A 13,759-nucleotide genomic window follows, 5' to 3' on the forward strand; every position below is an offset into this window, starting at 1 on the left:
GCGGTGGTGGGGCTTGTGTGCGGTTGAAAGGTGATCGGAATCGAGAGATGAAGGTGGTCGGTGATGAGTGGCGGTCAGTCGGTGCGTCAGCAGGCGCGTCGCGCGGCGATGGCGGCGCAGACGAAACGCAAGAAGGAGGTCGAGGCGCGGGATCGTCGTCGCCGTGACCTGGCGGTCAAGGTGATGATCGGGCTGAAGGAGCGTGACGCCTGCGAGTTGGACGCGGCGCGTGCGCTGCGCAGGTTGGTCGAGGACGAGAAGCTGACGATGAAGGAGGCGATCCAGTGGTGCGGTGGGGAGCTGACCGTCAGCCAGGGGTCGCGGCTGAAGGCGTTGGCGACCGACGCGGCCAGTGTCAGTGCGTCCGGTGACGATGCGGACGGTGATGCCGGGGTTGCACCGGCACGTGACGAGGATGGGTCATGACGTGAGGTGGCGCGATGGCCGGGCGACGGATTGACCCGGCAGGACTGGCGGGCCTGGCAGCGGCGCTGGGTGACGTGGAGGTGGTGCGGCGGTATGCGACGAAGGTCGTGCGGGTGCCCGGGAGTGACTGCCTGTAATGGACGGGTGCGATCAGTGGCCGGGGTCACGGGCGGTTCTGGTACGCGCCCGGTCGGTGCATCGTCGCGCACCGATTCGCGTTCGGCCTACAGCACGGCGTCCAGGAGCTCGAGGACGCCAGGGTGCTGGGGCATCGGTGTGACAACCCGTTGTGCCAGTGGGTCGCACCGGGGCATGTGGTGGTCTCCTCGGCTCAGGAGAACCGGCGCGAGTGGGCACAACGCAAGGAATTGGCCGGGTCGCCGTTGGGCGATCCGCGTGGCGCGCGGCGACGGGCGCGGGCGTTGCGTGACATGGCGCGGCGGGATCCGCGCGAGGTCGCGGCAGAGCTTGATCGGCTGCGACGGTTGTATGGCGAGCAGATGCAGTTGCCGCTGGGCTGAGGACGCACTACGCGGCAGGGTCCGGCGAGTTGCCCGCTCCCTGCCGCGTAGGTGTGCGCGCTGGAGGCTCAGGTGCGCAGGCAGGCGACGATCTCGGCGGTGTTAGCGATTCCGGTGAGGGCTGCGCTGAGGGCGCGGGCGGTGCGCGGGGTGACGGTCAGCTGGTCTCCCTCGATCCGGAGCACGACGTGAGCCGGTGGGGTGTGGCGGTCCACTGCTGCGGTGATGAGCGTGCCGGCGCCGTCGTGAAACATCACGGATTCGCCGAGGACGAGGATGCCGTCGGGGTGCGCGGTGAGGTCGGGTGCGGTCATGAGTTGAGCTCCTTCTCAAGTCGGATCAGGGCGATTCCCTTGCACGTGTAGGGCACGGGTAGGCGTCGCATGGTGTCGTCGGGCTCATCGCTGGCTATCTCGCTGAGGAAGGGCTCAACGGTTGCTCTGACGGCGGTGGTGGACGGCCCGGCGACCCATTGCAGGCTCATGTAGCCGTAGCCGGTGCCACGATCACAGACCAGGTGGAACCTGGTGTGCGGGTGTGCAGCGCGCAGGGCGCGCCTGATCAGCTTGGCCGTTTCGACCGGGGTCAGTGATCGGGGCGGCCTGGGCGGCAAGGTGAACGGTTGGTCCATGGGTGGGTACCTCAGGTACCTCCTTCGGAAGTGCCGAGGCGGCGCGGCGTTGCGCTCCGCGCCACCTCGGCGTGATCCTTGGTCGTTGTCAGGCGGCGGGGGTGCCGGATGCTGTCGGGGCGGCGGTCTTACGTGCGGGCCTGGCCCGCTTCTTGGCGGTGGGCTTGTCGAGGCCGGCGGCGCGCTTCTCGACGGCGGCCAACTCGTAGCCGTTCGCCGCCAAGAACGCCAGGTATCGGGCAGGCCCGGATTGGACGCTGCGCCAGGTGTGCTCGCTCATCTGCGCCTCGTATGCCGCGCAGCAATGTCCGACTGCGATCATCAGCGCGCGGCCGTCGGTGATGTTCTCCTCCAACTTGGCGCGGTCGCTGCGCATGCGCGTCTTGCCCCCGTGCATGAGTTCGTCCACCTTGCCGGGTGTGCGGTAGTCGGTCAGCGCACTGGCGTGATCGGCGAGGGTGGCGGCGACGAACACTGCACTGCCCTTCGGTGCCGTCTTGCGCGCGAGGAACTTGCTCACCCACGCGGCGCGGACGGTCTGCGCCGACTTCCACGCTTTGTTCGACTCGATGACATCCCGGCGTTGCGCGCGGGCCGCTTCACGCTCCTTGTCGGTCATGTCCGCGAGCTTCTTCTTGTCGCTCGCGCTGCTGCTGCTGCCGAAGCGGTCGGCATGACCGTTGGCCTTCGCGGCGGTGCAGACATAGGTTGCGCTCGTCACGTACGCGCCGCGCTCGTCACCGTCGTCGGTGTCCCCGCTGGACGCGCCCCACTGCCAGCCGTACTCGACGTAGGCGGCGTGCCCAGGGCAGTCACGGTGCGCCTCAGCGGTGAGCTGCTTGCCTTTGCCGTCAGCGAGCCGGGTGAGTCGCTGGATCGTCTTGTCGTCCCACGCTGGGGGCTCGATCACAGTCACGCCTTCGGCCCTTAGCTGCTCGGCCAGGGCGGCGATGGCCGCCCGTTCGGTGCGCTTGTCACGTTGGCGCTGCAATTCGTGCTCGAAACCGGTGCCTTCTTCGGCGGCAACGGTCAGGGCTTTGAGCGCGTCCTTGTCCTGCTCGAACTCCGCCAACCCTGCGGCCTGCTCCAAGGTGAGGAAGTCCCAGCGTGCCGCCGCCTTGGTGGCCAGCTCGGAGTCGGCGACCTTGAGACCGGCGTCAATCTCGGGGCGCTTGTAGCCGGTCTTCTTGGCGATCTGCGCCGGGGACAGGCCGAACCCGGCGAGCTGCTCGAACCCCTTGGCGCGATCAGCGGCAGTCATGTCCGTGCGGTGATAGTTGGCCGACATCTGGTCGATGATCCGGTCTGCGTCCTCGCGTCGGTGGGCCGCGTAAGCGGGGATCGTCGGCGTCTTGGCCTCGATCGCGGCCAGGGTTCGCAGTTGTCCGTCGACCACGACGTACTCGCCGTCTTCGTCGAAGTAGCCGACCACTGGAACGATGACGCCACGCTCTCGGATGCTGGCAACGAAGTCCTTGGTGAGTTTGACGTCCGCGCGCACATTCGCGCCGATCTTCACCATGTGCGGGTCGATGTCGACGGTCGTGGGAGTGGTTGCCGACGCCCCCGCCGGGCGAGCGGCAGCAGCAGCTTCTTCGGTGGTGGTTTTGGTGCTCATGCGAACCTCCGTAAAGTAGAAAAAGTGGATACCTGTATCCTCGTCGGATCGGCGCTGCTGCGGGTCGTCGGTTTGGGCACTGTGGATATCCGCGCCCGGGTGAGCAGCCTGTGCACGGGATCGTCGGCGCGCCCGGTCGATGTCGCTGGCGGCGACGACGTACCGTCAAGGCAGCACACGCCCACCCGGCGATGCACCAGGAGGGTGTTAGGCGAAAGGGAGGGGTTTGGCCGAGGACCTAGAGCTCGTGCCCACGACCGTGTACTGGGATCGCCCCACCTGGGATCGGGCCCGGGCGGCGTACATGGCCGACCTGGACACGCTGGAGTCGTCGCCGACGGCGTTCTTGTGGTGGCTGCACCGCTGCCTGGGGGTGTACTCCGACCTTTCGCCCGCATCGAGAGACCAGATTCGTCGGCGGCACCCGGACCCCGCTCGGGGGACGGGGCAGGGCTTCAGCCGGATGCACACACTGCGCACGGATCTGCTTGACCGGATCGACGGTGCGATCGTGCGTGATCGCCGCGACTTGGGGCAGATGGTGAGCGTGTCCCAGTTCTGCCGTGAAGCAGCCAGAGCCGCTGCTGACGCGGCCGAGCAACGTTTGGGACGTGACCTTCCGCCGGCGCCGGGGCGGCTGCTGAACAACCCGCGCCGCAAGCGGCGCGACTGAGTGCTCGAGCCAGGCGGTTCGGCTTGCGCCGGCGCCGGCAAGGCCACCAAGCTCAAAGGGCAGGACCGGGCGGTCGAGCGACACCACACCCCTGGTGGTGCGCGACTCGTCTTCCCCTGGACGGACGCGACGCCCCCGCCCGGTCCTGCCCGCACGTCTCCGCAAATACGGCGGCCGCCAGTGAGCGTGTGGCCGCCGGAGCTCCCTTCGGGCAGTCAGGGACCGACCCACGGACCCGGATATCCAGGAGGGCGCGTTGAAGACATCTACTTGGGCTCGACTACTGACCGCGGCCGGCCTCGCCACCGTCGTGTGCGCCGGCCCGACGGCCGCAGCTCGTGCCGACACCGGAGGGTCTGGCAGCCAGCACGTTGGCGCGTTGCGCGGTCCGAGTGCTGCACAGGCCCGCATGCTCGCGCCGGCGACACCCGCCTACTTCGGTTACAAGACCCAGACCGTTCGCTCGCCCAAGGGCGGATCCCACAGCATCTGGTTCGGGCGGATGAACTACGGAGGCATGCTCGTGCTGTGCATCGACGGGGAGCTGCTAGCGCCGTCGTCGTCCCCCTCCAAACCGATCAGCCGCGCCTCCCAAGTGCGGCTGGCGGGGCTGCTGTCGCGCTACCTGAACAGCACCGACCGGGTCACCATCGGGGCACTGTCCTACATCTCCCGCCAATTGCTCGATCCTGGATGGTCGTTCGACCAGAAGGCATTTGCGACGCTCAGGCCCGGCGACCAGGCGGCGATCAAGGCCCGCGTGCGGCAACTCAACGCCGAGGCCACGGCATTCTCCGGTTCCTACAAGCCGGTCGTCACCAACACGTTGGGCACCCCGGACGCATCCGGGGCCGTCCGCTCCGGAACAGCCTCGCTGGGCCTGGCCGCCGCCGGCGGCGCACTCGTTCCCGGGGTGACGTTCAAGGCACGCATCACCGGCAACGCACAGTTCACCCTCGGCCTGAAGCACGTGGGTTCAGCAGCCGCGCGCACCGGGGTCAACCAGACCGTCTTCGGCCAGACCAAGTCGGCCGCCAACGTGCTGCCGTGGGTTGGCACCCCGCAGGCAAAGAACGGAGATCCCGTCACCATCAGCGGGGCCTTCACCGGAGTGCCGGCGTCCGCCTACTACGAATACGACTCACCGCACGCCGGCGAGCAGCGCGTGATCGGAGCAGCACCTACCGGGACGGCGGCCGGGACATCCCCCACCGTGAAGCTCAAGGTCACCACGCCGAAGGCCTCCACCGTGGTGTCCACCCAGGAATGGACCGCCGGAGCGAAGATCGTCGACGTCCTCACCACCGAAGGCCTCAACGCGTCCACCGTCGACGTCACCGCCCGGGCTCTCATTGCACCGAAACCGGCCGACCTGGGATCCTGCGCGCAGTTCGGGGCGAGCCAGTGGGCGGCCGCGGTCAAGGACGGCACGTCCAAGGTGGTCGCGACGGCGAAGGTGACAGGGCAGCCTGCCAACGCCGACATCAAGGTGTCCCTCTCCCTCAGCAAGGACATACCGGCCGGCGCATGGTGTGGGTCGATCGACGAGAAGGTGTTCGCGAACGGCGTTCACGTCATGCCGATGAGCAACGGACAAGCGCCGTCGGCCGAGACGCCCCTTATCGCCACCGAGCTCGGCGACCCGCACGAGTGGGGCTCGATGGCGGTCTCCGCTAAGCCGACCCCCACAGCGACCCCGACTCCGAGCTCCAGCTCGACCCCGGCACCCACGACCAGCAGCACCCAGCCGGTCATTCCGACCGACCAGGCGACGCGCGGCGTGAACGGCGTCGGCATGGCCGCGGGCGCCAGCTTCGGCGTGTTCGCGTTGCTGACGGGCGGCGCACTGGCTCGCACGCTCCGTCGCCGCAACCGGTGAGGACGACCACCGTGAGCAACCAGGTGCCCTGCGTCGAGCCATCGGCGGACAGAAGGATGCGACGCGCATTCGTCGCCCTGGAGATTGTGCTCGGCGCGCTCGTGGTGGCGACAGCGGTGACCGCATGGTCATGGTGGCTCGTCCTGTGGAGCCCCGCGCTGGCCGGCCTGGGGCTGATCGGTCACTTACTCATCGTCGACGGCTGCACTCTCGACCGCCACGGCTCACCTGTCACCGGGCGAGACGCCGATCGCTATTCGCGGTACCGGATGAAGTTGACTCCCGAACAGCGCGACGCCCTCGATGACCTCATCGAACAGCATCGCTTCAACGAGCGGGAATCCTGAGGCCACTCGCTCAGCTGGGAATCTCTGCCGAGGCACACGAAACACACGGGCTCCGCCTGATCTGGGCCGAAGTCGAAAGGGTCGTCGAGCGATGAAAGAGAGCAAGCCCCTACGCTCACCGTTGGCACTGGTAGCCGCCGGCATGATGACCATGGCCGTGGCCGCAGCCGGGCTGATGTTGACCAGCCGGGCGGGACCACCTGCTCTCGCGGCACCGGTGGCGTCGTCATTCCAAACCGCCGACAGCCAGCCCGCGCCAACCATCGGGCGGTCGAGTTCGGCCGCCAGCCGCTCCTTGAGCCCCCAGGGCACGGCAACCAGCACGAGCAGTGCGAACGCACCCCGGCGGCATTCGTCCGGGCAGACACCGGCCGCCGGGAAACCGTCCACCACGCAGGCCGCCGCCAGCGCGGCAACCTCGTCGACAGCGCCGCAGCAACGGAGCTCGCCGAGCAAGGGGTCGCCGCCGGCGGCGGCAATGGCCCCGAACCAGGTGTGGATCCCGTCAGTGAGCACAAGGGTCGCCATCGTTGCCGAAGGCCAGTCGGGCGGCCTGGCCGCCATACCCTCCACCCCGGGCCGTGTCGGCTGGATGGACTGGACACCGCCGCTGGGCGCGCCAGCCGGGACGGTCGTCATCGCCGGCCACGTCACCTTCAACAACGTGCCCGGGTCCTTCTATCGGCTGCCGAACATCAAACCCGGCGCCGTCGTCTACACCGCCAACGGTGCCGGCACCGTGCAGGCATGGAGGGTGCAATCGGCCAACATCTACCCCAAGGGAAAGTTGCCCGCCTCGGTCTGGAGTTCCACCGGCCCGCGGCGACTCGCGCTGGTCACCTGCACCGGCAACATCGGCCTGGTCCCGAAGCAAGGGGGCTACGCGCACCTGGACAACCTGGTCGTGCTGGCCGCGCCGGTCGCCACCCGATGAACCCGGACGGCGCCGGTGAACACTGGCTCACCCTCTACCACCACACCAGTGAGGAGGCGGCCCGCGCGATCCTGACCTCGTGGCGGATGGAGTCGTCCGCGCCAGTCGACATGCCCTACGCGTTCTTCTCCACACGCCGGCACGGGATCGCCGCCGGCGACAACGGGTACGGGACGACCGCGGTGGAGGTGCGCGTCCCGGTAGAGCTCGCTCACGAGGACGCGGTCTACCTCTCTGGCGAGCGATTCATGAAGGTGCGCCTCGATCAGCTGCGGCCGCAGTTCTTCATCCGGACCCACCTTCCCGAACCTGGGCCACCGGCGCCGACCACCGAGGAGAAGGTCAGGTCCACTCTCGCCTCGATCGGCCAGGCTGTGACGGCCGCGGCCGCCGACGCCACGCAACTTCGGCCGACGCTGCGACGGCTGAGCCGACTGCCCAGCCAGGGATCCGAGGTGGTCGTCGCAGTAGCCGCAGCGCTGCAGTGCGCCCCGGACGTCGCCAGCATCCAGCACGCCGTGCGGGAGCTCGCCGGCCGGCAGCACGGTACTGGTGCAGCCGCCGCGGCACGAGAGGCCACCGGCAGCCGGTGCGCAAGTCGGCGCCGGCCGGCGACCCCGGGCGATGTACCCACCCTCGCGCCCCCCCGCAGATAACGGCGGCGCGCGGCCTCACCGCGGCTCGCCGAACAAGAACGAGTGGTCTGCGGTCGCCGATCGGCGAAGTTGATACTCGCTGTCTCGTCCGCCGGCCAAGGGATCGCTGCGGGTCATGCAGATCGGGCCACGGCGCCGGCGGCACAGCCCGAGCGACTCCTGCGCGGCGCTGACAAGCGCCGGCACCTTCGCGGCGCGGGTATAGGTCTGCCCGCGCGCGGTGAGGACACACTTGGCAGTCGACTCGATCAAGGCTTTTGCCGTGCTCACCGCAAGCCGGGGGTCGGTATCGACACTGTCGCTCAGCCGCCGTAGATGATCATGGATTGCCTGCGGATCGGGGAGGGCATTGAGCGCGTGCTCGGTTATTCCGGCTCCGGTGGCGAACCGGATCCGCACGGAACCGGTGGTCTTGTCGACGTCGAAGCCGTCCTCGAACAGAATCTGGACCCACTTGTCCTGCAGGCTCTCGTCAGTGGCGGCCCACCCCGATCCAGCGTCACGCATGATCTGCTGCAGAACGTTACCGAGCGATGCGGTCAACTTCATCGCGTCCGCCGGGTCGTCCAAGTTGAGAGTCACTCGATAGCGACGCAGCCGCTCGCGTCGCTGGCTTTCGTTGGTTTCGCTCGGCTGCGGCGGACCGAACCGCACGCCGCGATCGTCGAACGGTGCGTCGATCTGCCGCAACGGGGTGTTGGTCAGCTCCGTGGCGAGGAGCCGCAACAATCGCGGAGTAAGACCGTCATGGGCAGAGAACTAGGGCGATTGTGATCTTCAGGTGGTGCGTTATCGACCGACCCCGACCGGCGGCCGGAACCGGTCGTGGTCGCTGAGGACAGTGCTGCCGCCGGCCCACCGTCTGCCACACGTCGGGCACTCAATCCACCAGTCGTCTCCGGTCATGGGGATCATCCGACCGACGTTCTCACCACTGGAAGAGCACCACGGCTTCATGTCTTCTTCCTTCTGCACGATCACGGTCTCGATGTACGGGACGTCCATGGCCCAAGGGTAAGAGCGACGTATGACAGCGACCGGTCGACGACCGGGTCCTCTGGAGTTCACAGACCATGAAGGCGCGTCCGTAGCATCGCGATCCGCGGTGTGGTCGCTGGCCCTGATCTCACGGGGCGCCTCGCGTCAAGTGGGCTCCCCGAGTCGGCCGGGCGAAAAGACGGTGCTCATTGTCGGGCTGGAAAAGTCACCCACGACCAGGTCTGGTCGCGGAAGACGAGATATCGGTGCCAGAAATTCGACCACACCCACAGGCCATCAAGCGCCTCGAATCCCTGAGGCGACGTAACGGGAGCCTCAAAGTCATCGGTGAAGAAGCGCGCAGGTAGGACGTCGTCAGTCGGCACGAGAAACAGGTGCTTCTCGCGACCAGGCGGGACTTGGATGAGCTTGTCAAAATGGGCGTCCAAGGGGGCTGCTTGAGCCCGGTTTCCACCAACCGGGAGAAGTCGTGCGGTGCGGCCTCGACGAACTCGGCGTGGGTACTTGGGGTAGAGATTCACTCCGGTCCCGGAGGCCGCACGGCAAAGACTCCCCACGCCCTCGGCGAGATACACGGCGATATCCGGCTCGGCCTGCACGACCGCGGACGGCAGGTCCGCAGGGTCATCCACTGACCACTCGTCGCAGAGCTCAACCGCCTTCAGCACGGCACGGCGGGTGTGCTTGTAGGGGAAGCTGACCTCGGCCGGGCGGAAGTCCCACGACGTCGCTGCCGGCCAACGCCAGCTTTCGCGCATGGCCATCCCCTGCCAGACGATCGACTCCGGCTCTGTGACCCGTGTTATCTCGAGTGCCTCGGTGCGGCCGTCGGGCCATTCGAGGAGGAAGTCCACAGCGGATTGCCTACCGTCCGTGTCGTATGGAACGATCATGGCTCCCGTCGCGGAGCCGACCAAGTGTGCTGCGATCCCTTCGGCCCTCGTGGACATTCCGGTCATGGACGTAACCGTAGGTCGGAGCTATTCGTGGTGTGCGCATCGGGAGAAAGCCAACAGCGCCGAAGGCGAACAGCGGGACGGTCAGGACCTGTAGCCCGTCCGCGCAACTGGTCCGGCGGTCACCAGGGAGTCCTAGCAGGCTCGGTCAGCAAGCTGCTTGACCGAGTCGGGAACCCTTAAGCCGGTCTTCTTGCTGGCAGCGACGTAGAACTTGGCTGCCGCGATCCGTTGGCCTTTTGCTTGGAGACCCACCTGCTGCTGCCGGTGCTGGGCTGCCTGAGCTGAGTCATCGTCGATCCTCCGTCTACTGAGGTTCCGATTGTGGGCCGGAGGCCCGCATGGCACACCTCGGTGGTGCGACTCAGGTGTGACAGCCGCATGCATCGTTCCCGTCTGGCTTGTCAGGCGTCGAGACTGTCCGCGCGCTCTGGAAGAATCTGAAGTCCGCAGTCCACTGAGTCGAAGGTGCCACATGTCGATCACGATGCCGAACGTCAAGGCGTTATGGACTCGTGCACACAACTGCTGTGCCTTCCCTTCGTGTACTCAGTTGCTCACTGAGGACTCCGTGGATGCCACCACGGGCGCCGGCTACGTGACGATCGTTGGGGAACAAGCTCACATTCGGTCGCCCAAGGCCGACGGCCCTCGGCACGATCCTGCGTACGACGAGTCCAAGCTGAACAGCTACGAGAACTTGATATTGCTCTGCCCAACCCATCACACCATGATCGACGCCAACGACGGTGCGGGTCACACGGTTGAGGGGCTCTTGCAGATGCGAGCCAAGCACGAGAAGCAACAGGCACGTCGGGAGGATATTGAAAAAACTTTCCGTGCCTACGTCGGGCAGCAGTACAACAAGGACGACCACGTGCTCTTCGAGCAGGTCGACCTGAGGGGCCCCAGCGTCGACTCGATGTTCGTTGACGTTCCCTTCGCTTGCCGGACGGACGTTGCCATCGCTGAGGTCATGCAAGAGATCGCCGAAGGGCATCCACCGGAACCAGAGGCGTTGGAGTCTTCCGAGGGTCAGGTTGTGACCGGTTCTGCGCAGGCGCTCTTGCACCCTGATTGGGAGGGCAACGCGCTTCTAATAGGCGGGCCGGGGCAGGGCAAGTCCACCCTGCTTCAGTACATCTGCCAGTTCCATCGAGCCCGGCAACTGGGCAAGGCCGAGTACACGGGCGAGGCGCAGTCGCTCGCGAGCCTGTCCGAAGTAGTGCGCTGGCCGATCCGACTTGATCTCCGAGACTACGCCCGTTGGGCGACCCGCCACATCGGCCATGACACGAAAAAGGCCAAGGCCCACACTGGGTCGCGCAAGGGTCGCAAGACCCCCAAGGAGGCGCCGCAGTGGCCCCTGCTGGAGCAGTACGTCGCCTCCGAGGTTGTGCGCGTCACCGGTCAGGAGTTCAAGGCCACAGACGTCGCTGTACTGATCGCGACGCAGCCAGTAATCGTTGCGCTCGACGGGCTAGACGAGGTTGCCAACCTGAAGCACCGCGAGCAGGTCAGCAACGAAATTGTGGACTTCGAGGGGCGAGTCTCGACCGACTCAGCGGACCTGGTGATCTTGGTAGCAACCCGCCCCGGGGCCACGACCTCTGCCCTTTGGTCGTCTACTGCCTTCCCGCGTTTCAACTTGCGACGTCTCACCCACGGCCTCCGTCTTTTGTACCTGCGCCGTTGGGCATCGGTGGCTTCGTTGACCGACGAAGCAGCAGGAAAACTGGAGCGTACATTCATTGAAAACGAGAATGTGCCCCACGTCCGCGAACTCGCCTCGTATCCAATGCAGCTCGCAATCCTGCTCCATCTGCTGCACCGTCGCGGGTTGCTCCCTCAGCGGCGAACGGAACTGTATAGCGAATATCTGAAGACCTTCTTGGATCGAGAACAAAACGAGGACAAGGAGCCACTACTCGCCACCGAGCGGGAAGTGATCGAGGCGTGCCTCGCCTACCTGGGCTGGTATATCCAGACTCAGACAGAGCAAGGGAAGAGCTCTGGGTCGATCCACCGCTCGGAACTGCAGAAGGTTCTACGGCGGCACTTGGCCGGCAACCAGAACGATCAGAAGCTAGCTGACCAGATCTTCACCGCTTTCACCTCGCGGGTACTCTGCTTGGTCGAGCGAGAGAAGGACCTGTTCCAGTTCGATGTTCAGTCGTTACGCGAGTACTTCGCTGCCGCCTACATCTTCGACGAGGGCAAACGGGACCGTCGCGACGAATACTTCACAGCCATGCTCCGACGTCCGTACTGGTCCAATGTATGCAGGTTCTACGTCGGCAAATACTCGCCAGCCGAAGTGCGAGACATTCGCCATCTGCTCCAAGATCTGAGCAAGGAATCAGATCTGGGCATGCACCCGATGTTGCGCTCAACTGCAACTCAGTTCCTGAACGATCGCGCCTATGAGCGCCAGAAGGACGTTGTGCTTCAGGCGGTCGTGGACTTCGTCCTGGACGGTCCGGGTGTAGTACTCGCCGAAGACGGCCTGTTGGACGTTTCGGCCGGATCGGCACTGTTGCTGTCGACAGGCGCTGGCCGTGGGCAGGTGGTTGACCACGTCAAGCGGAGGCTGGCCGAGGAGGCGGACGAGAACGTGCGGACGGCGCTGCTTACCACCTTGAAGCGGCATGCCGACTCAGACCACGACTTGGCGGACTGGTGGTGGGGCGAGTTCGACCAGACGTGGGAGTGGTTCACCGTTGCGACAGACTTGGGCATCCTCGCCGACCTCACCCGGAAGCGAGAGTCTGACTTAGCCGACCTTCTCGTCACCATCGCGTCGACGTCGACGACACACTGGATAACTGGTCGACTCCTCGCCAGTGGTTACGACGGATCAAGCAGCACCATCTTGAGGTTGGTTCACGACGAGATCAACGCGGGTGTCGTGGAAGTGATACACGGAGCTACCCGATCAACTCCCGCTGGTCAGCTTCTCCTCGGCGCCTCCGTGGCGTTGATGCGCGTGCCAGCACGCAATCAGACCAGCACCCCTCGCAATCGCCGGCGGGGCAATTCCCCGGCCAAGGTGCTTCCTGCGGTCGTGGTCGCGACGGCCAACCTCGCGACTCGCCCGGGGGCAGATGCAGCCCCCTCGGTCTGGCAGGAGCGGTTGATCGAGATTGCTAAGGCATGGGGCGACGGTTGGGTGCTGTTCCAAGCAGTCGCGTGCCTTCCCACCGACTTGGATATCGGCACGTTGAGCACCACGGTTCGGGGACAACAACCCTCGCTATCCGCAAGGCTTACCATCGAAACCGAGGCTCGCGCGAACCGGAGGAACGCCGACTGGTGGCGTACGCGACTCGCCGTGGCGACTACCGATGTCGCCAAGGCAGAGTGGCTGTTCAGCGTGACCACGTGCGCCTACTCGCAGCTAGTCATCGACCTTGCGTCTGAAGTCGACAGCGTTGTGAACACGTTGCCGCCAAAGCATTTCACGGCAATTAGGGAGTCACTGCGGCACTTCCGCAAGCTCGCCCAGAGCCGGCCACTTGTGCTGAACGAGGCACTGCGCCTGAAACAGGTGACGTTCTCGGCACGGAGCCTCTGGTTACTGCGAGTGATGGCCAACGAAGGCGGCGTCGAGCAAATCGACAGGCGCCTGAGCGGAACGTTCGGAGAGCTGGTCGGCTCCGGATTCGGCGATCTACGTGAGCTGGCCCGCGTGCTAGGACGGGATAAGAAAATTCCATTTGCCACCTTCAAGGGACATCGGTCTGGGTTTCCGCCGGGCGGTTGGGCGAGCGACGTCAAGATCGGGGCGATGACGGGCAAACTGCCGGAAGAAGTCCTGAGTGCTCCCGCCGACTGGCCGTCCGACCTCGTGCATCGGGCGGTGGAGCATGTCGAGAATCGAATACTTCGAGCGCAGAGCACCCTCGCAGATGTTGCTAGCGCGAACTCGTGGTTCGAGTCCGACGAGTAGACCCAGTCTCGGAGCGACTCGACCGCGGCACGAGGTGAGTGGTCGTGCCAACCACGAAAGTCACTGAAGTGACCACCGTCGCCGAGCCGCCGCACATCAAAGGGGCTCATCCCAATCGGGGGTGTAGGAGTTGGGGTCTGAAGCCGCCGGTCTCGAGCAGGCTTCGGGCG

Annotated in this window: 15 protein-coding genes; 9 read left to right on the forward strand and 6 right to left on the reverse strand. The window is 66.0% G+C overall.

What is annotated here, in order from left to right; translation table 11 throughout:
* Positions 1–63: 63 nt before the first annotated feature.
* The 3 genes from IEX71_RS04905 (at position 64) to IEX71_RS22425 (ending at position 947) form a co-directional block, all read left to right on the forward strand.
* Positions 64–426 (forward strand): hypothetical protein, encoded by a 363-nt coding sequence (locus tag IEX71_RS04905; protein ID WP_188835775.1) that lies wholly within the window; start codon positions 64–66, stop codon positions 424–426.
* A gap of 14 nt (positions 427–440) precedes the next feature.
* The gene (locus tag IEX71_RS22660; RefSeq protein ID WP_268235918.1) at positions 441–563 is read left to right on the forward strand and encodes a hypothetical protein; all 123 of its coding nucleotides are present in this window, start codon (positions 441–443) and stop codon (positions 561–563) included.
* Between the two features lie 123 nt (positions 564–686).
* On the forward strand, positions 687–947 hold the full coding sequence (locus tag IEX71_RS22425; RefSeq protein ID WP_229749466.1) for a hypothetical protein: 261 nt from the start codon (positions 687–689) through the stop codon (positions 945–947).
* Positions 948–1,015: 68 nt separating this feature from the next.
* Here IEX71_RS22425 and IEX71_RS04915 read toward each other — a convergent pair whose 3' ends face one another.
* From IEX71_RS04915 to IEX71_RS04925, 3 genes are all read right to left on the reverse strand, one after another.
* Positions 1,016–1,261: a hypothetical protein gene (locus tag IEX71_RS04915; protein ID WP_188835776.1), complete on the reverse strand. Its 246-nt coding sequence runs from the start codon at positions 1,259–1,261 to the stop codon at positions 1,016–1,018.
* The gene (locus tag IEX71_RS04920) at positions 1,258–1,578 is read right to left on the reverse strand and encodes an LPD29 domain-containing protein (protein WP_188835777.1); all 321 of its coding nucleotides are present in this window, start codon (positions 1,576–1,578) and stop codon (positions 1,258–1,260) included. The genes IEX71_RS04915 and IEX71_RS04920 overlap by 4 nt, the downstream gene beginning before the upstream one ends.
* 88 nt (positions 1,579–1,666) lie before the next feature.
* On the reverse strand, positions 1,667–3,196 hold the full coding sequence (locus tag IEX71_RS04925) for a ParB/RepB/Spo0J family partition protein (protein ID WP_188835778.1): 1,530 nt from the start codon (positions 3,194–3,196) through the stop codon (positions 1,667–1,669).
* Between the two features lie 304 nt (positions 3,197–3,500).
* On the opposite strand from IEX71_RS04925, the gene IEX71_RS04930 reads away from it, so the two are divergent.
* From IEX71_RS04930 to IEX71_RS04950, 5 genes are all read left to right on the forward strand, one after another.
* On the forward strand, positions 3,501–3,869 hold the full coding sequence (locus IEX71_RS04930) for a hypothetical protein (RefSeq protein WP_188835779.1): 369 nt from the start codon (positions 3,501–3,503) through the stop codon (positions 3,867–3,869).
* Between the two features lie 256 nt (positions 3,870–4,125).
* A complete protein-coding gene (locus tag IEX71_RS04935) occupies positions 4,126–5,748 on the forward strand; it encodes a hypothetical protein (RefSeq protein ID WP_188835780.1) in 1,623 nt (540 codons plus the stop codon).
* An 11-nt stretch (positions 5,749–5,759) separates the two neighbouring features.
* Positions 5,760–6,095: a hypothetical protein gene (locus tag IEX71_RS04940; RefSeq protein WP_188835781.1), complete on the forward strand. Its 336-nt coding sequence runs from the start codon at positions 5,760–5,762 to the stop codon at positions 6,093–6,095.
* 91 nt (positions 6,096–6,186) lie between these two features.
* Positions 6,187–7,029: a class F sortase gene (locus tag IEX71_RS04945; RefSeq protein ID WP_188835782.1), complete on the forward strand. Its 843-nt coding sequence runs from the start codon at positions 6,187–6,189 to the stop codon at positions 7,027–7,029.
* On the forward strand, positions 7,026–7,685 hold the full coding sequence (locus IEX71_RS04950) for a hypothetical protein (protein WP_188835783.1): 660 nt from the start codon (positions 7,026–7,028) through the stop codon (positions 7,683–7,685). Before IEX71_RS04945 ends, IEX71_RS04950 begins: the two co-directional genes overlap by 4 nt.
* A 15-nt stretch (positions 7,686–7,700) precedes the next feature.
* Here the strand turns inward: IEX71_RS04950 and IEX71_RS04955 are convergent, their stop codons facing one another.
* From IEX71_RS04955 to IEX71_RS04965, 3 genes are all read right to left on the reverse strand, one after another.
* Entirely contained in the window at positions 7,701–8,375 is a 675-nt protein-coding gene (locus IEX71_RS04955; protein ID WP_188835784.1) for an abortive infection family protein, read from the reverse strand.
* Between the two features lie 99 nt (positions 8,376–8,474).
* Entirely contained in the window at positions 8,475–8,690 is a 216-nt protein-coding gene (locus tag IEX71_RS04960; protein ID WP_188835785.1) for a hypothetical protein, read from the reverse strand.
* A gap of 179 nt (positions 8,691–8,869) precedes the next feature.
* Positions 8,870–9,643: a hypothetical protein gene (locus IEX71_RS04965; protein ID WP_188835786.1), complete on the reverse strand. Its 774-nt coding sequence runs from the start codon at positions 9,641–9,643 to the stop codon at positions 8,870–8,872.
* Positions 9,644–10,115: 472 nt separating this feature from the next.
* Between IEX71_RS04965 and IEX71_RS04970 the strand changes: the two genes are divergently transcribed.
* Positions 10,116–13,589 carry an HNH endonuclease gene (locus IEX71_RS04970; RefSeq protein ID WP_188835787.1) on the forward strand — a complete coding sequence of 1,158 codons (3,474 nt, stop codon included), beginning with the start codon at positions 10,116–10,118 and terminating at the stop codon, positions 13,587–13,589.
* Positions 13,590–13,759: the final 170 nt, after the last annotated feature.

Origin of the sequence: Flexivirga endophytica, assembly GCF_014640635.1 — a bacterium.
Classification (GTDB): domain Bacteria; phylum Actinomycetota; class Actinomycetes; order Actinomycetales; family Dermatophilaceae; genus Flexivirga; species Flexivirga endophytica.